The sequence below is a fragment of the Streptomyces narbonensis genome (assembly GCF_014649015.1).
Lineage (GTDB): Bacteria > Actinomycetota > Actinomycetes > Streptomycetales > Streptomycetaceae > Streptomyces > Streptomyces narbonensis.
Genome location: NZ_BMSF01000002.1, coordinates 99,179 through 117,785, shown reverse-complemented (window position 1 = coordinate 117,785; position 18,607 = coordinate 99,179). Strand labels below are relative to the sequence as shown.

The window sequence follows — 18,607 nt, the reverse complement described above, 5'->3', positions numbered from 1 at the left end:
TCATGAGCGAACGACTGGTGGTCATCGGGGGCGACGCGGCGGGCATGTCCGCCGCGTCGCAGGCGCGCAGGCTCAGGTCCGCCGGGGAGCTGGAGATCGTCGCCTTCGAGCGCGGTCACTTCTCCTCGTACTCGGCCTGCGGCATCCCGTACTGGGTCGGCGGGGACGTCGCCGCGCGGGGCGAGTTGATCGCCCGGTCCCCGGAGGAGCACCGGGCCCGGGACATCGATCTGCGGATGCGGACCGAGGTGACCGCGATCGACGTGTCCGGGCAGCGGGTCCTCTCCCGGGACCTCGACGCGGGTACGGAGGCGTGGACGGGCTTCGACAAGCTGGTGATCGCGACCGGGGCCCGGCCGCTGCGGCCGCCGGTGCCGGGGATCGACGCGCCCGGCGTGCACGGCGTGCAGACCCTCGACGACGGCCAGGCGCTGCTGGACTCGCTGGAGCGGACGCCGGGCCGGCGGGCGGTCGTGGTCGGCGCGGGCTACATCGGCGTGGAGATGGCGGAGGCGCTGCTCGCCCGGGGGTACGACGTGACGGTGCTGACCCGGGGCGAGCAGCCGATGGCGACGCTCGATCCGGACATGGGCCGGCTGGTGCACCGGGCGATGGACGGCCTGGGGATCACGACGGTCGTCTCGGCGGAGGCGACGAAGATCCTGACGGGCGCGGACGGCCGTGTGCGGGCGGTGGCGACGGCCGCCGCCGAGTATCCGGCGGACGTGGTCGTGCTGGGGACGGGTGTGGTGCCCGAGACCTCGCTCGCGCGGGCGGCGGGGCTGCCGCTGGGCACGTACGGCGGGCTCCTCACCGATCTGGCGATGCGGGTGCGCGGTCACGAGAACATCTGGGCGGGCGGTGACTGCGTGGAGGTCCTGGACCTGGTCTCGGGCCGGGAACGGCACGTACCGCTGGGGACGCACGCGAACAAGCACGGCCAGGTCATCGGGGCGAACGTCGGCGGCGACTACGCCGTCTTCCCCGGTGTGGTGGGCACGGCGGTGTCGAAGGTGTGCGACCTGGAGATCGCCCGGACGGGTCTGCGGGAGAAGGACGCCCGGGAGGTGGGGCTGCGGTTCGTGACCGTGACGGTGGAGTCGACGAGCCGGGCGGGCTACTACCCGGGGGCCGCGCCGATGACGGTGAAGATGCTGGCGGAGCGGCGTACTGGCCGGCTGCTCGGGGTGCAGATCGTGGGGCGTGAGGGCGCGGCGAAGCGGGTGGACGTCGCGGCGGTCGCGCTGACGGCGGGGATGACCGTGGAGGCGATGACGGCCCTGGACCTGGGGTACGCGCCGCCGTTCTCGCCGGTGTGGGACCCGGTGCTGATCGCGGCCCGGAAGGCGACGGCGGCTGTTCGGGCGGCAGGATGACCCGAGCGGCGGAGTGACGCGATGTGACCGTTTGCGGCTATTCCCTCACCGTGGGTAAGTGGTCACATGATCAGACACACCCTGCGCGCGCTCTGCGCCGCCTCGCTCGTCATCGCCCCGCTCGCCCTCGCCGCCGCCCCGGCGCACGCGATAACGACCTGCACGGTCAACGGACTCCCCGTGACCGGCACGGTCGTGTCCGGCACCGCCGGCAGCGACTTCATCCGCTGCGCGTCCGTCGCCGGCGGCGACCAGGTGAACGGCCTCGGCGGCAACGACACGATCGTCGTCACCGGGTCGGTCGCCGGTCTGGTGTCCGGCGGTCCCGGCGCCGACTACGTCAGCACGCCCGGCACGATCTCCGGCACGGTGTCCGGAGGCGACTCGTCCGACTACCTCACGGCCGGGACCGTCTCCCCGACCGGCGCCGTGACGGGCGGGGCCGGGAGCGACCTCCTCCGGGTCTCCGCCAACGCGGGCGTCGTCGACGGCAGCCTGGGCGTGGACTTCTGCCGGGTGGGCGTCGGCAACGCGCCGATCAACTGCGAGGGCTGAGCCCGCGCCTCCACACCGGTCCCGCACCGCGGGCGGCCGTCCCGGACGGCCGCCCGCGCGTACGTATGCCCCAAGGCGTGTCAGACGGCGGTCCGCGTGTGGACGTGCTCGACGAGACGCGTCAGCGCGTCCGGGTCCATCGACGGCATGACGCCGTGGCCCAGGTTGAAGACGTGCCCCTCCAGGCCCTTCGCGGCGGCGAGGACCTCGTCCGCCTTCGCCTCGACGACCTCGGTCGAGGCGAAGAGCACGGCCGGGTCCAGGTTGCCCTGGAGCGCCTTTCCGGGGCCGACGCGGCGCGCGGCCTCGTCGAGCGGGACGCGCCAGTCGACGCCGACGACGTCCGCGCCCGCCTCGCCCATGAGGCCGAGCAGCTCACCCGTACCCACGCCGAAGTGGATACGCGGGACGCCGTACTCGGCGACCGCGTCGAAGACCTTCACGGAGGCCGGCATCACCGAGCGGCGGTAGTCGGCCGGGGCGAGGGCACCCACCCAGGAGTCGAAGAGCTGCACGGCGGAGGCGCCGGCCTCGATCTGGACCTTGAGGAAGGCCGCGGTGATCTCGGCGAGGCGGTCGAGCAGGTCGGCCCAGAGCTGCGGGTCGCCGTACATCATCGCCTTGGTGCGCTCGTGGCTGCGCGACGGGCCGCCCTCGACGAGGTAGCTCGCGAGGGTGAAAGGCGCGCCCGCGAAGCCGATGAGCGGGGTCTCGCCCAGCTCGGCGGTGAGCATCCCGATGGCCTCGGTGACGTAGTGGACGTCCTCGGGGGTCAGGTCGCGCAGCCGGGCCAGGTCGGCGCGGGTCCGGATCGGGTCGGCGACGACCGGGCCGACGCCGGGCTTGATGTCGAGGTCGAGGCCGATGGCCTTGAGCGGGACGACGATGTCGCTGAAGTAGATGGCCGCGTCGACCTTGTGGCGGCGCACCGGCTGGAGCGTGATCTCGGTGACCAGCTCGGGCCGCATGCACGACTCGAGCATCGGGATGCCCTCGCGGACCTTCAGGTACTCGGGGAGGGAGCGCCCGGCCTGCCGCATGAACCAGACGGGGGTGTGCGGCACGGGCTCGCGCCGGCATGCCCGGAGGAACGCGGAGTCGTACGTCCGCGACTGCTGCTTCGTCTGGTGGCCCTGCGGGCGTTCATTGGCACTCACGCCCAGAATCTTCGCATGTGGCGGGAAGCCGCTCGTGCGGGGCGGGTGTCCTCCCCGCACAGAGGCCCCATTCCGCCTACTCTTCCCCGCATGGCTGCGGCTCAGGGACATTTTTCCGATCATTCCGACGGCAAAAGAGGGACGGACGAGACAGCGGACAGTACGGAGACGAACCCGGTACCCCCCGCCTTCCGGCGTGCGGTGGAGGCGCTGCGATCGGCGCGACTGCGTTCCGAGATCGAGATCGACCCGACCAGGCCCCCGCAGCGCCTGGCCCCGTACGCGTACGCGGTGGAGGCGGCCGTCGTCGACGGCGAGGACGATCTCGCGGACGGCCGGCTCGTGCTGCTGCACGATCCGGACGGCCACGAGGCATGGAAGGGCACGTTCCGGCTCGTGACGCTCGTCCGGGCGGAGCTGGAGCCGGAGATGGCGGCGGACCCGCTGCTCCCCGAGGTGTGCTGGTCCTGGCTGACCGGGGCGATGGAGGCGCGCGGGCTCGCGTACGGGGAGGCGAGCGGGACCGTCACGATGGCCGGCTCGCACTACTTCGGCGGGCTGGCGGACCGGCGCCCCGCGACCCAGATCGAGATCCGGGCCTCCTGGACGCCGCGCGAAGGGATGGGCGGGGTGCCGGACACGGGGGCGCACCTGGCGGCCTGGTGTGATCTGCTCTGCCAGATCGCGGGCCTGCCTCCCGCGACATCCGAGCCGGGGGCGGGGCCGACGGGGACGGTGACGGGCGCGGGGGTCGTCTCGCTGCCCCAGCGGCGGGGCCCTCAGCAGGCGTAGGAGCGGCTCCGGGACCGGTCCGGGGACCCCCTTCCGAGGGCCCTCGGAAGGGGGTCCGCTCGTAGGATGATCGATCACGCGTCCGAATTGCCCTAATTGTTACTCACCAAATCGTGATCTTTCCCTAAAGGAGGGCGGCCCAGCTGCCGAAGGAGTCAGTGACCCCATCAGCAGCACGGGTTCGCCCCCCGGCTTCATCCCCGAGCCGGCTCCGTCCCGCATCCTTCCCCCCAGGAGGCCTGGTGTCCGTTCTCCTCGAGCAGCCCGCAAGCCTGGTCGCCTACCGCCCGAACAAGCCGACGGCCATGGTCGTCGTGGCCGACCCGCGCGTCCGCTCCACCGTGACCCGCCACCTGTGGGCCCTCGGAGTACGCGACGTGATCGAGGCTTCGTCCATCGCGGAGGCACGTCCCCGCGTCGGCAACCCGCGCGACATCTGCGTTGCCGACGTCCACCTGCCCGACGGCAGCGGCCTGACCCTGCTGTCCGAGACCCGCGCCGCGGGCTGGCCCAACGGCCTCGCCCTCTCGGCCGCCGATGACATCGGCGCCGTACGCAACGCCCTGGCGGGCGGCGTGAAGGGCTATGTCGTCACCGGCACCCGGACCAACATCGGTCATCCGACCCGGCCCGGAGCCGCCCCCATCGGCTCCGCCGCCGCGCGTCTCGGCCACCGCCGCCCCCCGGGTGCCCCGAGCCACCCGGGCGGCTACCGCGAGCTCTCCGGCCGTGAGGTCGAGGTGCTCCGGCTCGTCGCGGAGGGCCAGTCGAACAAGGCGATCGGAGTCTCCATGGGCCTCTCCGCCCTCACCGTCAAGAGCCACCTCGCCCGCATCGCCCGCAAGCTGGGCACCGGCGACCGCGCCGGCATGGTCGCGGTGGCCCTGCGGACGGGCATCATCCACTGATACGAGGCCGAGGGACGGCAAGCGCCTGTCGACGGAACGTTCCGTCGACAGGCGCTTGCCGTTCACCGATACCCTTGACAGGTGACCGACGCCCAAGAGACCGCAGCAGACACAGCACTGCGCACCACCGGGGGCGGCCCCCCGGACGACGATGTCCCTGCGAATGGGCTTCCGATCCCGTTGCTGGAGCCCCGCGAGGGGATCCCGCCCGTCGTCGAGACGGAGGACGCCCTCGCCGAGGTGATCGCCGCCTTCGCCGCCGGGAGCGGCCCGGTGGCCGTCGACGCCGAGCGCGCCTCCGGCTACCGCTACGGGCAGCGCGCCTATCTCGTGCAGCTCCGCCGCGAGGGCGCGGGCACCGCGCTCATCGACCCCGTGGGCTGCCCCGACCTCTCGGGGCTCGGCGAGGCGCTCGCCGGAACCGAGTGGATCCTGCACGCCGCGACCCAGGACCTTCCGTGCCTGCGCGACATAGGCATGCTCCCCACCTCGCTCTTCGACACCGAGCTGGCCGGACGGCTCGCGGGCTTCCCGCGTGTCGGCCTCGGCGCGATGGTCGAGTCCGTCCTCGGCTACGCCCTGGAGAAGGGCCACTCCGCCGTCGACTGGTCCACCCGCCCGCTTCCCGAGCCCTGGCTCCGGTACGCGGCGCTGGACGTCGAGCTCCTCGTCGACCTGCGCGACGCGCTGGAGAAGGAGCTCGACCGGCAGGGGAAGCTGGAGTGGGCGCACCAGGAGTTCGACGCGATCGCCTCCGCCCCGCCCGCCCCCCCGCGCAAGGACCCGTGGCGCCGCACCTCCGGCATGCACAAGGTGCGCCGCCGCCGCCAGATGGCGGTCGTACGGGAGCTGTGGACGGCCCGTGACAAGGTCGCCCAGCGGCGGGACGTCTCCCCCGGCAAGGTGCTGAGCGACGCGGCGATCGTCGAGGCGGCGCTCGCGGTGCCGGTGAACGTGGCCGCGCTCACCGCCCTGCCCGGTTTCGGCAACCGGATGGGTCGGCGGCAGCTGGAGCAGTGGCAGGCCGCGGTGGACCGGGCCAGGGCCCTGCCCGAGAGCGAGCTCCCCCAGCCGGGCACGCAGGTCGCGGGCCCGCCCCCGCCGCGCGCCTGGGCGGACAAGGACCCGGTCGCGGCGGCCCGTCTCGCGGCGGCCCGCACCGCGGTCTCGGCGCTCGCGGAGGAGCTGAACCTCCCCCAGGAGAACCTGATCACCCCGGACACGGTCCGCCGCGTCTGCTGGGAACCGCCGACGCCGGCCGACGCGGACGCCGTGGCCGCCGCCCTGGCGGGCCACGGCGCGCGCCCCTGGCAGGTCGGGCTCGTGACCCCGCTGCTCGTCGAGGCCCTGGCCGCGGAGGCCTGAGCCGGCGGCCCGGAGGCCCGTACGACGGAGCCTCACGAGCGGGTCCTCACGACCGGGTCCCATGACGGGGTCCTCACTCCTCCAGCAGGGTGAGGGCCCCGTCCGCGTCCCGGTCGTAGCTTCCCCTGGTCGCGCCCTCGACCTTGTTGTTCTTCAGCCAATCCTCGGACATGCTGTGCACCAGCTCGGCCTGGTGCTCCCAGAGCACCTGGTGGCCCGCGCAGGAGATCCGGAACATCAGCTTCTTCTTCCCGGGCATCTTCCGGTAGAGCTCGGGCGTCGAGAAGTACGTCAGTCCGAGGTCCGGCGAGGTGTTGACGATCGAGTCGTGCTCCCCGTACACGATGCACACGGGCACCTTGTCGCCGAGGACCTTGTGCAGCGCCACGGTGGTGGAGTTCCAGCCCCACCAGAAGGAGTTCCGGATCCGGTTCAGCCCCTCCGGGGAACCGGGCACCTTGCCGCCCCAGGTGGCGCCGATGGGGTCGGCCGCCATCATCGCCTTCCACGCCTCGTCGACCATGGCGGGCTCGCGCTGGTCGGGACACTTCAGGTCCCTCTGCCAGGAGTTTTCGAGGCCGCCCTTGGTGCCCACCGTCATCGGAAAGTCGAAGGCCCCCTCGGGAGCGGACACCGGCATGGGCTGCGGGGCGTCGAAATCGGTCCCGTCCTTGCTCTTCCTGCCGTTCGGCGGGAAGATCGGCGCCACCAGGAAGAGGCTGCGCACCTTGCCGTGGTGCTTGATGGCATAGGGCCCAAGCTGCTGGGACCCCGCGGAATAGCCGACGAGGTCCAGCTTCGTGACGCCGGCGCGGTCGAGGACGAAGTCGACGACGGCGTCGACCTCGTCCCAGTCGCTCTGCGAGTTGTTCAGCTGGCTCCCGTACTCCACCGGGCCGGTGTAGATCGCGGCGTTCGGGTTCGGGACGAGGAGTCCGCGCTGGGACGGGGCCGGGCTGACGTTGCGGTGGTCGTCCATCCTCGGCCGGGTGGACAAGCCGGAGCCCTGCAGCTCCATCACGTACACGTCGTGGCCGGCCTTCGCCAGCTTCGCGGCCCAGCTGTACTCCTTGTACGGAAGGTCGAAGACCGCCACGCCCGCGACGCTGCGGCCGTGCAGCATCAGGACGGGCCGACGCGGGCCGCCGCCGTGGGAGTGTGCCTTGTGCTCCCGGACGAAGAGCTTGACCTTGTCGCCGGCGTTCGCCGGAATCGTCGAGATGTGATCCACGTAGAGATCGGTGATGCTGGGTGCCGCCTGGGTGACCGTGGCCGCCATGGGTGCTCCGTTTCGCTGGGACCGGGCCCGGGACGGGCGCCCCGGGCGGGGCCAGGTTCCGCCCGGACGGTCGCCGGAGGGGGTCGACATGACCGGGTCTGGCGGGCAGCCGACCCGATCGGGTAGCGCGAGCGCGCCGATCGGACGGGCGTGCGCCCGGGGCGCGCGGTCGTTCGAGCACGCTCGTGCAGTGTGACCTTCGCCGCTTGGGCCCCAGGGGCTGGGCAGCCTGGTTACCCGCAAGTAGCATGGGGGGAAGCAAGCGCACGCTTAGGTGTGCGTCGCAGCAGCAGTGCCATCCCGCACCCTGGAGGAGAGCCATCGTGCCTCGTAGCGTCAGGGACGTCGTCTTCGTCGACGGCGTCCGCACCCCGTTCGGCAAGGCGGGCCCGAAGGGCATCTACCACGAGACCCGCGCCGACGACCTCGTCGTCAAGGCCATCCGGGAGCTGCTGCGCCGCAACCCCGGCCTCGACCCCGCGAAGATCGACGAGGTCGCCATCGCCGCGACCACGCAGATCGGTGACCAGGGCCTGACCCTCGGTCGCACGGCGGGCATCCTCGCCGGCCTGCCGCAGTCCGTGCCCGGCTACTCGATCGACCGCATGTGCGCCGGTGCCCTCACCGCCGTCACGAGCGTCGCCGGTTCCATCGCCTTCGGCGCGTACGACGCCGTCATCGCCGGTGGTGTCGAGCACATGGGCCGTCACCCCATGGGCGAGGGCGTCGACCCGAACCCGCGGTTCGTCAGCGAGAAGCTGGTCGACGAGTCCGCCCTGTTCATGGGCATGACCGCCGAGAACCTGCACGACCGCTACCCGAGCATCACCAAGCGCCGCGCCGACGAGTACGCCGTGCGCTCGCAGGAGAAGGCCGCCAAGGCGTACGCCGACGGCAAGATCCAGGCGGACCTCGTGCCGATCTCGGTGCGCCGCACCAACGCCGAGGCCGGCGAGACCGGCTGGGGCCTGGTCACCGCCGACGAGCCGATGCGCCCGGGCACCACCCTGGAGTCGCTGGCCAACCTGAAGACGCCGTTCCGCGTCCACGGCAACGTCACCGCGGGCAACGCGGCCGGTCTCAACGACGGCGCCACCGCCTCGATCATCGCCTCCGAGGACTTCGCCCGCGAGAACGACCTCCCGGTGAAGATGCGCCTCGTCTCGTACGCCTTCGCCGGCGTCGAGCCCGAGGTCATGGGCTACGGCCCGATCCCCGCGACGGAGAAGGCCCTCGCCAAGGCCGGTCTGTCGATCGAGGACATCGACCTCTTCGAGATCAACGAGGCCTTCGCGGTCCAGGTCCTCGCGTTCCTGGAGCACTACGGCATCGCCGACGACGACGCCCGCGTCAACCAGTACGGCGGCGCCATCGCGTACGGCCACCCGCTCGCCTCCTCCGGCGTCCGTCTGATGACGCAGCTGGCCCGCCAGTTCGAGGAGAACCCGCAGGTCCGCTACGGCCTCAACACCATGTGCGTCGGCTTCGGCATGGGCGCGACGGTCATCTGGGAAAACCCCCACTGGGAGGGCAAGTGAGCACCACCGCCGAGCTTCTGAAGGGCGCCGCCGCGCTCTTCCCCGACGAGGTCGTCACGAGCGCCCACGTACGGCACTTCGAACTGCCCGCCGGTGCGGGTCGGTTCGCACTGATCACGCTGGACAACGGCTTCGACCACACCAAGCCGACCACCTTCGGCCCGCAGTCGCTGGCCAACCTGAACACGGCGATCGACCAGGTCGAGGCCGAGGCCGCGAACGGTGAGATCGTCGGCGCCGGTATCACCGGGAAGCCGTTCATCTTCGCCGTCGGCGCCGACCTCAAGGGCGTCGAGCTGCTCAAGCAGCACGACGAGGCCCTCGCCATCGGCAAGGGCGGCCACGACGTCTTCAAGCGTCTGTCCGCGCTCGCCGTGCCGACCTTCGCGTACTACAACGGCGCTGCCATGGGCGGCGGCGTCGAGGTCGGTCTGCACTGCACCTACCGCACCGTGTCGAAGGCCCTGCCGGCCTTCTCGCTGCCCGAGGTCTTCCTCGGCCTGGTGCCCGGCTGGGGCGGCTGCGCGATCCTGCCGAACCTCATCGGCGCCGAGAAGGCCGTCTCGGTCATCATCGAGAACTCGCTGAACCAGAACCGCCAGCTCAAGGGCAAGCAGGTCTTCGAGCTCGGCATCGCCGACGCACTGTTCGAGGGCGCCGACTTCCTGGAGCAGTCGCTGATCTGGACGGCCTCCGTCCTGAACGGCTCCGTGGCCGTCGAGCGCCCCGAGATCGACCGCGGCGAGGGCTGGGACCAGGCCGTCGCCAAGGGCCGCGCCATCGCCGACTCCAAGGTGCACGGCGCCGCCCCGGCCGCCTACCGCGCCCTCGACATCATCGAGGCCGCCAAGGACGGGGACCTGCAGAAGGGCTTCGACGCCGAGGACCAGGCCCTCGCGGACCTGATCATGGGCGGCGAGCTCCGCTCCGGCATCTACGCCTTCAACCTGGTGCAGAAGCGCGGCAAGCGCCCCGCCGGCGCCCCGGACAAGTCGCTGGCCCGCGCGGTCACCAAGGTCGGTGTCGTCGGTGCCGGCCTGATGGCCTCCCAGCTCGCCCTGCTCTTCCTGCGCCGCCTCGAGGTGCCGGTCGTCCTGACCGACATCGACCAGGAGCGCGTCGACAAGGGTGTGGGCTACGTCCACGCCGAGATCGAGAAGCTGCTCGGCAAGGGCCGCATCAACCAGGACAAGGCCAACCGTCTCAAGGGCCTGGTCTCCGGTGTCCTGGACAAGGCCGAGGGCTTCGCGGACGCGGACTTCATCATCGAGGCCGTGTTCGAGGAGATGTCCGTCAAGCAGAAGGTGTTCGCGGAGGTCGAGGCGGTCGCCCCGGCGCACGCGATCCTCGCCACCAACACCTCCTCGCTGTCGGTCTCCGAGATGGCGTCGAAGCTCCAGCACCCCGAGCGCGTGGTCGGCTTCCACTTCTTCAACCCGGTCGCGATCCTCCCGCTCCTGGAGATCGTCCGCGGCGAGCAGACGGACGACGCCTCGCTGGCCACCGCGTTCGGTGTCGCGAAGAAGCTGAAGAAGACCGCGGTCCTGACGAAGGACGCCCCGGCGTTCGTCGTGAACCGCATCCTCACCCGCTTCATGGGCGAGATCCAGAACGTCATCGACGAGGGCACGTCGGTCGAGACCGCCGAGAAGGCGATCGAGCCGCTCGGCCTGCCGATGTCCCCCCTGGTCCTCCTGGAGCTCGTCGGGCCGGCGATCGGTCTGCACGTCTCCGAGACCCTGAACCGCGCCTTCCCGGAGCGCTTCATCGTCTCCCCCAACCTGAAGGCCGTCGTCGAGGCCGGCAAGCGCGGCTTCTACGTCTACAAGCCGGAGAACGGCTTCAAGCCCGAGCTCGACCCCGAGGTCGCCGCGCTTCTCGTCCAGGGCGACTCCGTCCTGACCGAGCAGCAGGTCCGCGACCGCGTCCTCGACGCGGTGGCGCAGGAGATCGGCCTGATGCTGGAGGAGGGTGTCGTCGCCGAGGCGCAGGACATCGACCTCTGCCTGATCACGGGCGCCGGCTGGCCCTTCCACCTGGGCGGCATCACGCCGTACCTGGACCGCGAGGGCGTCTCCGAGCGCGTCAACGGCAAGCGTTTCCTGGCGCAGGGCGTGGCGAGCGTCCCGGCGTAACACCGGAGCGCACTCCCTAGGGAGTACGTGAACGGCCCCGGCACCTGAAGAAAGGTGCCGGGGCCGTTTCGCGTGCGCCCCGCGGGGCGGGTGGGCTCAGCCGACGGGGCGCCAGCTCTCCAGGAGGAGGCCGTCCGCCGCCGCCTTCTGACGCGTGGTGACCAGCCCGCCCGCACCGGCCAGGGCCATGGCGACCAGGCGGCCGTCGAGGCTCCGGGTGAGGACCGTGGTCAGCTGTCCGCGTGCCTCACCGGTCTCCGACCAGCGGGCGCCCGACTCCTCCTGCTCGCTCGGGTAGGCGGCGAGGGCGAGGCGGCCGTCCGCCGACTGCTGTGCGAGGACCGTGCAGTCGAAACCGTCGATCAGACAGCGGGTCGCGGCGAGCCGTCCCGTACCGACCGCGTCGGCGAGGCGTGTCGGGGCCAGGCCGCGGCCCGGGGACCAGGCGCGGACCCCGCCGTCCTGGTCGCAGTAGTAGAGCGTCACGTGACCCGACGGGCCGGTCACCGCAGCGAGCGTGCCGAGGGTGACTTCCGCGGGCAGCAGGTCCTGGCGCACGGGCTTGGCGCCCGGCTCCTCCTGGACGTAGCGGAGCAGGCCCTTCGCGGTGGCCGTGAGGAGCTCGACGCGCCCCTGGCCGTTGACCGCCGCGACGGGGGACGGGTCGGTGCCCGAGCCGTGCAGGTCCCACCACGGGTGCCAGCCGCCGGCGTCCTTCTGCGCCCGGACGCTCAGCCCGCCGCCGCCGTTCCGCACGAAGGCGTACGCGCGCCCCTGGGCGTCCACCGCGACGGCCGGGTTGCCCGTCCACGGCCCCTTGCCGTTCGAGTGTCCGATGGAGCGCCAGGCCACGGCCGGACGGCCCGTCTGGAACTGGACGCTGTGCACCAGCTCGACGTGTCCCTCGTCCCCGGCCGTGGGCCGCAGGCCGACCAGGTGGACGTAGCGGTCGGCGCCCTGGCCGACCGCCAGGAAGGGCGTCAGGCCGTCGCCACCGAGCGAGACCGGACCGCTCCAGCCACCGCCCGGTTCCTCGGTCCAGCGCACCACCTCACCGTCCCGGGGCAGGTAGACGCTGAACCGGCCCTCCTCCCCTCTGGTCAGCCAGTTGCCCTGGAGGAGAGGAGAGGAAGTGGAACCGTGGGCAGAGGCTGTGGGGGCCTGGGATCGATTCGCCATGGGGGGATCCAGCGCTCCGGTCGTCGGGAGGAGTTCGGGTACGAACCGACTGTAGTCGCCCGCCCGAACCCCTCCGTCGGCCCGGTACCCCGCCCGCTCAGTACGTGGCCTCCCGGCCCTCCCGGCCCAACCGGCTGTGCCCGCGCCCGTACAGGAAGTACACGACGATGCCGATCACCATCCACACGGCGAAGCGGAACCAGGTCTCGCCCGGCAGGTTGAGCATCAGCCACAACGAAGCCGCGATGGAGAGGCACGGCAGCACCGGCACCCAGGGGGTGCGGAAGGCGCGGTGCAGGTCGGGGCGCGTCCTGCGGAGCACCATGACGCCGACGGCCACCATGACGAAGGCGAAGAGCGTGCCGATGTTCACCAGGGTCGCGAGTTCGTTGATGCTGGTGAAGCCGGCGACGATGGCGATGATCACACCGAGCAGGATCGTCGGGCGGTACGGGGTCTTGAACCGCGGGTGCGTGACGGAGAAGAAGCGCGGCAGCAGGCCGTCGCGACTCATCGCGAAGAACACGCGGGTCTGTCCCAGGAGCAGGATCAGACAGACCGTGGTGAGACCGACGGCGGCGCCGAAGCTGATCACGCCCGCGTAGAACGGATGCCCGGCGGCCTTGAAGGCGTCGGCGAGCGGGGCGCTCACGGACAGCTCCGTGTAGTGCTGCATGCCGGTGACGACGAGGGCCACCGCCACGTACAGCACGGTGCAGATGAAGAGGGAGCCGAGGATGCCGCGGGGCATGTCCCGCTGCGGCAGCTTGGTCTCCTCGGCGGCCGTGGCGACCACGTCGAAGCCGATGAAGGCGAAGAAGACGACCGAGGCGGCGGTGAAGATGCCCATCACGCCGAAGTTGGTCGGCTCGTAGCCGAAGAGGAGCTGGACGAGCGGGGCGTCCCAGTTGGAGCCGCCGCCCTCCGGGGTGACGGCCGGCGGGATGAACGGGTCGTAGTTGTCGCCGACGATGAAGAACAGGCCGGCGACGATCACGATCATCACCACGGTCACCTTGATGGCCACGACGACCGCGGTGATCCGGGCGGAGAGCTTCATGCCCAGGACGAGGACGACGGTCAGCACCAGGACCAGCAGGAAGGCCAGGATGTCGAAGGTGCCGCCCGCCACGTCCGGGCCTTCCAGCGCGTTCGGTAGATGCCAGTCGACGTTGTCCATCAGCGAGCGGACGTAGCCGGACCAGCCGACCGCCACCACCGCCGTACCGAGGGCGAACTCCAGGACGAGGTCCCAGCCGATGATCCAGGCCGGCAGCTCGCCGATCGAGGCGTACGCGAAGGTGTACGCCGATCCCGCCACCGGCACCGTCGAGGCGAACTCGGCGTAGCACAGGGCGGCGAGGGCGCAGACGATGCCGGCCGCGACGAAGGCGAGGGCCGTGGCCGGTCCCGCGTTCTCCTTGGCGACCTTGCCCGTGAGGACGAAGATGCCGGTGCCGATGATGACGCCGACACCGAAGACGGTCAGGTCCCAGGCGGACAGGGACTTTTTGAGCGCGTGCTCCGGTTCCTCGGTGTCCCGGATCGACTGCTCGACCGACTTGGTCCGGAACACTCCGGAGTTCGCGCGCGGCTGTTGGTCCGTACTCACGGTCGTACCTCCCTGCTGCTCCCTGCCATGGGGCTGCCCGCCCTGTGGTCAGAATGCACGCGAAAGGGCCGGTCGGCACTCCGAAGAGTGAGCCGACCGGCCCAATGGTGACGCCGGGTGAGGGTGGTCCGTCAGTCGCGCGCGGGCTCCACGGCCTGCGCGCTGGACTCGAAACGACCGTCCAGACGTGAGACCAGACCGGTGACCTGACGGGCGATGTCCGGGGCGGTCAGCCCGATCTCGGCCATGACCTCGGCGCGCGAGGCGTGGTCGAGGAAGCGCGGCGGGATGCCGAAGTCACGCAGCGGCACGTCCACGCCGGCGTCGCGCAGCGCCTGGGCGACGGCCGAGCCGACGCCGCCGACGCGGCTGTTGTCCTCGACGGTGACGACGACCCGGTGCTGCTCGGCGAGCGGGGCGAGGGCCTCGTCGACCGGCTTGACCCAACGGGGGTCGACGACGGTGGTGGAGATGCCCTGACGGTCGAGCAGATCGGCGATCTCCAGGCACATGGGCGCCAGGGCGCCCACGGAGACCAGGAGGACGTCGGGCCTGTCCGAGCCGGGCTCACGGAGCACGTCCATGCCGCCGACGCGGCGCAGGGCCGGTACGGCGGGGCCGACGGCGCCCTTCGAGAAGCGGACCACGGTCGGGGCGTCGGTGATCTCGACGGCCTCGCGGAGCTGGGCACGGACCTGGTCGGCATCGCGCGGCGCGGCGAGCCGCAGACCGGGCACGACCTGGAGGATCGACATGTCCCACATGCCGTTGTGGGAGGCGCCGTCGGTGCCGGTGACACCGGCCCGGTCCAGGACGAAGGTGACGCCGCACTTGTGCAGGGCCACGTCCATCAGGACCTGGTCGAAGGCGCGGTTGAGGAAGGTCGCGTAGACGGCGAAGACCGGGTGGAGGCCGCCGGTGGCGAGGCCGGCCGCGGAGACCGCGGCGTGCTGCTCGGCGATGCCGACGTCGAAGACCCGCTCGGGGAACGCCTTGGCGAACTTGTCGAGGCCGACGGGCTGGAGCATGGCCGCCGTGATGGCGACGACGTCCTCGCGCTCCTTGCCGAGCGCGACCATCTCCTCGGCGAAGACGCCGGTCCAGTCGGCGCCGGAGGAGGCGATGGGCAGGCCGGTGTCGGGGTGGATCTTGCCGACGGCGTGGAAGCGGTCGGCCTCGTCCTGGAGGGCCGGCTGGTAGCCGCGGCCCTTCTCGGTGAGGCAGTGGACGATGACCGGGCCGCCGAAGCGCTTGGCGCGGGTCAGCGCGGACTCCAGGGCCTCGATGTCGTGGCCGTCGATGGGGCCGACGTACTTGAGGCCGAGGTCCTCGAACATGCCCTGCGGGGCGATGAAGTCCTTGAGGCCCTTCTTGGCGCCGTGCAGGGTCTCGTAGAGCGGCTTCCCGACGACGGGGGTGCGCTCCAGGATGTCCTTGCCGCGGGCGAGGAAGCGCTCGTAGCCGTCGGTGGTGCGCAGGGTCGCCAGGTGGTTGGCGAGGCCGCCGATCGTGGGCGCGTAGGAGCGCTCGTTGTCGTTGACGACGATGACGAGCGGGCGGTCCTTGGCGGCGGCGATGTTGTTCAGCGCCTCCCAGGCCATGCCGCCCGTGAGGGCTCCGTCGCCGATGACGGCGACGACGTGGTCGTCCTTCTTCAGGACCTCGTTGGCCTTGGCGAGTCCGTCGGCCCAGCCGAGGACCGTCGAGGCGTGCGAGTTCTCGATCACGTCGTGCTCGGACTCCGCCTGTGAGGGGTAGCCGGAGAGGCCGCCCTTCATCTTGAGCTTGGAGAAGTCCTGGCGGCCCGTGAGCAGCTTGTGGACGTAGCTCTGGTGTCCGGTGTCCCAGAGGACCTTGTCCTTCGGGGAGTCGAACACGCGGTGCAGGGCGATGGTCAGCTCGACCACGCCGAGGTTGGGGCCGAGGTGCCCGCCGGTCTTGGAGACGGCGTCCACGAGGAACGTCCTGATCTCGTCGGCCAGCTGGTCCAGCTGTTCCGGGGAGAGCCGGTCAAGATCTCTCGGTCCCCTGATACGGGTCAGCAGAGCCACCCGTGCCTCCTTGCGTTTGAGCTGGTCGAGCATGCCGATTTGTCGAGTCTAATGTTCCGTCTTGGATCGTGGGCATCGGGCCGGGGGGTGAGGCGTCACCCTCATGGCCGACATGCCGCTGATCTGTACGGCTCTGTGCGCCCGCGCGCACCGCTCTCGTACGCCGTCGTGCACTGCTCCGGACGCAGCAGTGCCCGGCGCCGGTTTCACGGCGCCGGGCGGTGTGGCGAGCGTTACGCGCGCGGGACGGGGTCCCTAGGCGCGGCCGGCCGACTTCTGCGTCTTGCGGGAGACCGAGTCGATGATCACGGCGATGAGCAGGACCGCTCCGGTGATCATGTACTGGATCGCGTTCGAGGACAGGTTCATCTGGTTGAGGCCCTGGACGATGGACTGGATGACCAGGATGCCCAGGAGCGCCGACCAGACCTTGCCGCGTCCGCCGAAGAGGGACGTGCCGCCGATGACCGCCGCGGCGATGCACATCATCAGCTGGTTGCCGCCGCCCAGGGAGCGGTCGGCGCCGCCGGTGGCGGAGGCCAGGAAGAGGCCGCCGATCGCGCCCATGGTGCCGGAGATCATGAAGACCGAGATCCGGATCCAGGAGACGTTGATGCCGGCGCGGCGGGCTGCCTCGATGCCGCCGCCGACCGCGAAGACCTGACGGCCGTACGTGGTGCGGCGGAGCACGAAGTCGGTGACGAGCAGGATCAGCAGGAAGATCACCAGGGAGAGCGGGAGGCCCTGCTCCTGGTTGAAGCCGTACGCGGCGACGAGGACCAGGACCGCCAGGACGGCGGTGCGCAGGATGATCTCGCTCTGCGGGCGGTGCGGCAGCTCGGCGGCCTTGCGGCGGCGGGAGTCCCGCAGCTGGGCGAGGTAGAAGGCGGCGACGACGGCCACGGCGAGGCCGTAGGCGGCGGCGACGTCGGAGAAGTAGTACTTCGTGAGGTCGCCGACGAAGCTGCCGATCGGGGTGGGGATGGTGGAGCGGTCGCCCATCACCCAGGTCTGCAGACCGGCCCAGCCGAGGAAGCCGGCGAGGGTGACGACGAAGGCGGGCACGCCGATCTTGGCGAAGACCAGACCGTGGAAGGCGCCGATCAGGGTGCCGGAGAGGATGCCGAGGACGATCGCGAGGCCGTCGGGCATGTCGGTGCCGAGGACGCCCCAGACCGCGCCGGCCAGACCCGCCACGGAGCCGACGGCGAGGTCGATCTCGCCGAGCAGCAGGACGAAGACGATGCCGACGGCCATGATGCCGGGGCCGACCGCGTACAGCGTGATCTGGTCGAGGTTGTACGAGGTGATGAAGTTGCCGGTCAGCGCCTGGAAGACGATGCCGATGACGATCAGGCCGACCACGACGGGCAGCGAGCCGATCTCGCCGGAGCGGATCTTGCGCTTGAACTCCTCGACGTAGCCCTTCAGGCCCTGCTGGCGGACGAGGAGGCGGGGGTCGACGGCGGGGATCGCGCCGGCGGCGGGGGCGTCCTGGCCCGCACGAGGCTCGGGGACGGCCGTCTCGTCGCTCGCGGTGGGAGGGGTCGTGCTCACTTCGCTACCTCCGCGTTGCGGGCCTGACGGCGGGTCACGGCGTTGTCCGTGGCTCCCGTGATCGCGGCGATGATCTCTTCGTGCGTGGTGGTGGCGACCGGGAAGGTGCCGTTGTTGCGGCCCAGGCGCAGCACGGCGACGGTGTCGGCCACGGCCTTGACGTCCGCCATGTTGTGGCTGATGAGGATGACGCCGAGGCCCTGCTCGCGCAGCCGCTCGACCAGGTCGAGGACCTGCGCGGTCTGCTCGACGCCGAGGGCGGCGGTCGGCTCGTCCAGGATCACGATCTTGGGGTTGCCGACGAGGGCGCGCGCGATGGCGACGACCTGCCGCTGGCCGCCGGAGAGGGCGGCGACGGGGATGCGGACGCTGGGGATGCGGATGGAGAGGGTCGACAGGAGGTCCTTCGCCCGCTTCTCCATGGCGACCTCGTCGAGGACGCCGCCCTTCTTGATCTCGCGTCCGAGGAACAGATTGGCGACGACGTCGAGGTTGTCGCAGAGGGCGAGGTCCTGGTAGACGGTCGCGACACCGAGGTTCTGGGAGTCGTGCGGGCGGTTGATCTCCACCGGCTCGCCCTCCCACTCGATGACGCCCTCGTCGATGGGGTGCACGCCCGCGATCGTCTTGACGAGCGTGGACTTGCCCGCTCCGTTGTCGCCGACGAGCGCGACGACCTCTCCTGCGTGGACTTCGAGATCGACACCGGAGAGGACCTGAACCGCTCCGAACCGCTTGAAGATCCCGCGCAACGCCAACACGGGCGTCTGGGACACGTGAACCAACTCCTTCGCCACCGGTGCGGCGGCGGGCAAGGCGCGCCGCCGGGCGGCGCCGAGATCTGAGGGGGGCTTGCACGTCCGGCTCCCGGACCGACAGCGGGGTCTGGGTCGGCCGGGAACCGGACGGGTGGGTGGGGACGGAGCCCCTTCGTGGTGCGTCTGCGCCGCGCGGTCCTTCACCTCTTGCACGTGGCGCCCGGCCGGGAGGCCGGTCGCACGGGCGGGGAGGCGGGGAGGGGGCGTCGTACGCGGATCACGGGACCGGGGGTCCCGGGACCACGGGGTCACGGGGGTCCGTCGCCGGGGATTCGGGCCCTCGCG

At 71.3% G+C, this 18,607-nt stretch carries 14 protein-coding genes; 7 read left to right on the top strand and 7 right to left on the bottom strand.

The genetic code is table 11. From position 1 onward, the window contains the following. Nucleotides 1-2 precede the first annotated feature (2 nt). Both IE124_RS04110 and IE124_RS04105 read left to right on the top strand, forming a co-directional pair. Entirely contained in the window at nucleotides 3-1,376 is a 1,374-nt protein-coding gene (locus IE124_RS04110; RefSeq protein WP_189504932.1) for an FAD-dependent oxidoreductase, read from the top strand. A 66-nt stretch (nucleotides 1,377-1,442) separates the two neighbouring features. Next, nucleotides 1,443-1,931, top strand: a complete 489-nt coding sequence (locus IE124_RS04105) for a hypothetical protein (RefSeq protein WP_189504930.1) — start codon at nucleotides 1,443-1,445, stop codon at nucleotides 1,929-1,931. Between the two features lie 80 nt (nucleotides 1,932-2,011). Here the strand turns inward: IE124_RS04105 and hemE are convergent, their stop codons facing one another. After that, on the bottom strand, nucleotides 2,012-3,088 hold the full coding sequence (gene hemE, locus IE124_RS04100; protein ID WP_189504928.1) for a uroporphyrinogen decarboxylase: 1,077 nt from the start codon (nucleotides 3,086-3,088) through the stop codon (nucleotides 2,012-2,014). A 90-nt stretch (nucleotides 3,089-3,178) separates the two neighbouring features. On the opposite strand from hemE, the gene IE124_RS04095 reads away from it, so the two are divergent. The 3 genes from IE124_RS04095 (at nucleotide 3,179) to IE124_RS04085 (ending at nucleotide 6,153) form a co-directional block, all read left to right on the top strand. Next, complete coding sequence (locus IE124_RS04095; protein WP_189504926.1) at nucleotides 3,179-3,880, top strand: DUF3000 domain-containing protein; 702 nt, start codon at nucleotides 3,179-3,181, stop codon at nucleotides 3,878-3,880. A 242-nt stretch (nucleotides 3,881-4,122) separates the two neighbouring features. After that, entirely contained in the window at nucleotides 4,123-4,788 is a 666-nt protein-coding gene (locus IE124_RS04090; RefSeq protein WP_017242457.1) for a response regulator transcription factor, read from the top strand. An 81-nt stretch (nucleotides 4,789-4,869) separates the two neighbouring features. Beyond that, on the top strand, nucleotides 4,870-6,153 hold the full coding sequence (locus tag IE124_RS04085) for a ribonuclease D (RefSeq protein WP_189504924.1): 1,284 nt from the start codon (nucleotides 4,870-4,872) through the stop codon (nucleotides 6,151-6,153). 73 nt (nucleotides 6,154-6,226) lie between these two features. Here IE124_RS04085 and IE124_RS04080 read toward each other — a convergent pair whose 3' ends face one another. Beyond that, a complete protein-coding gene (locus IE124_RS04080; protein ID WP_189504922.1) occupies nucleotides 6,227-7,432 on the bottom strand; it encodes an alpha/beta fold hydrolase in 1,206 nt (401 codons plus the stop codon). A 323-nt stretch (nucleotides 7,433-7,755) separates the two neighbouring features. Here IE124_RS04080 and IE124_RS04075 point away from each other — a divergent pair, with 323 nt between their 5' ends. Together IE124_RS04075 and IE124_RS04070 are read left to right on the top strand one after the other, a co-directional pair. Continuing rightward, nucleotides 7,756-8,970 (top strand): thiolase family protein, encoded by a 1,215-nt coding sequence (locus tag IE124_RS04075; protein WP_055640866.1) that lies wholly within the window; start codon nucleotides 7,756-7,758, stop codon nucleotides 8,968-8,970. Continuing rightward, entirely contained in the window at nucleotides 8,967-11,105 is a 2,139-nt protein-coding gene (locus IE124_RS04070) for a 3-hydroxyacyl-CoA dehydrogenase NAD-binding domain-containing protein (RefSeq protein ID WP_189504920.1), read from the top strand. Before IE124_RS04075 ends, IE124_RS04070 begins: the two co-directional genes overlap by 4 nt. A gap of 96 nt (nucleotides 11,106-11,201) precedes the next feature. Here the strand turns inward: IE124_RS04070 and IE124_RS04065 are convergent, their stop codons facing one another. From IE124_RS04065 to IE124_RS04045, 5 genes are all read right to left on the bottom strand, one after another. Next, nucleotides 11,202-12,284, bottom strand: a complete 1,083-nt coding sequence (locus tag IE124_RS04065) for a PLL family lectin (RefSeq protein ID WP_189504918.1) — start codon at nucleotides 12,282-12,284, stop codon at nucleotides 11,202-11,204. A gap of 97 nt (nucleotides 12,285-12,381) precedes the next feature. After that, nucleotides 12,382-13,896, bottom strand: a complete 1,515-nt coding sequence (locus IE124_RS04060; RefSeq protein ID WP_189504916.1) for an amino acid permease — start codon at nucleotides 13,894-13,896, stop codon at nucleotides 12,382-12,384. A gap of 131 nt (nucleotides 13,897-14,027) precedes the next feature. Beyond that, a complete protein-coding gene (gene dxs / locus IE124_RS04055) occupies nucleotides 14,028-15,947 on the bottom strand; it encodes a 1-deoxy-D-xylulose-5-phosphate synthase (RefSeq protein ID WP_189504914.1) in 1,920 nt (639 codons plus the stop codon). A gap of 255 nt (nucleotides 15,948-16,202) precedes the next feature. Continuing rightward, the gene (locus tag IE124_RS04050; RefSeq protein WP_189504912.1) at nucleotides 16,203-17,504 is read right to left on the bottom strand and encodes a sugar ABC transporter permease; all 1,302 of its coding nucleotides are present in this window, start codon (nucleotides 17,502-17,504) and stop codon (nucleotides 16,203-16,205) included. Further along, nucleotides 17,501-18,289, bottom strand: a complete 789-nt coding sequence (locus IE124_RS04045; protein ID WP_078626871.1) for an ATP-binding cassette domain-containing protein — start codon at nucleotides 18,287-18,289, stop codon at nucleotides 17,501-17,503. The genes IE124_RS04050 and IE124_RS04045 overlap by 4 nt, the downstream gene beginning before the upstream one ends. Nucleotides 18,290-18,607 lie beyond the last annotated feature (318 nt).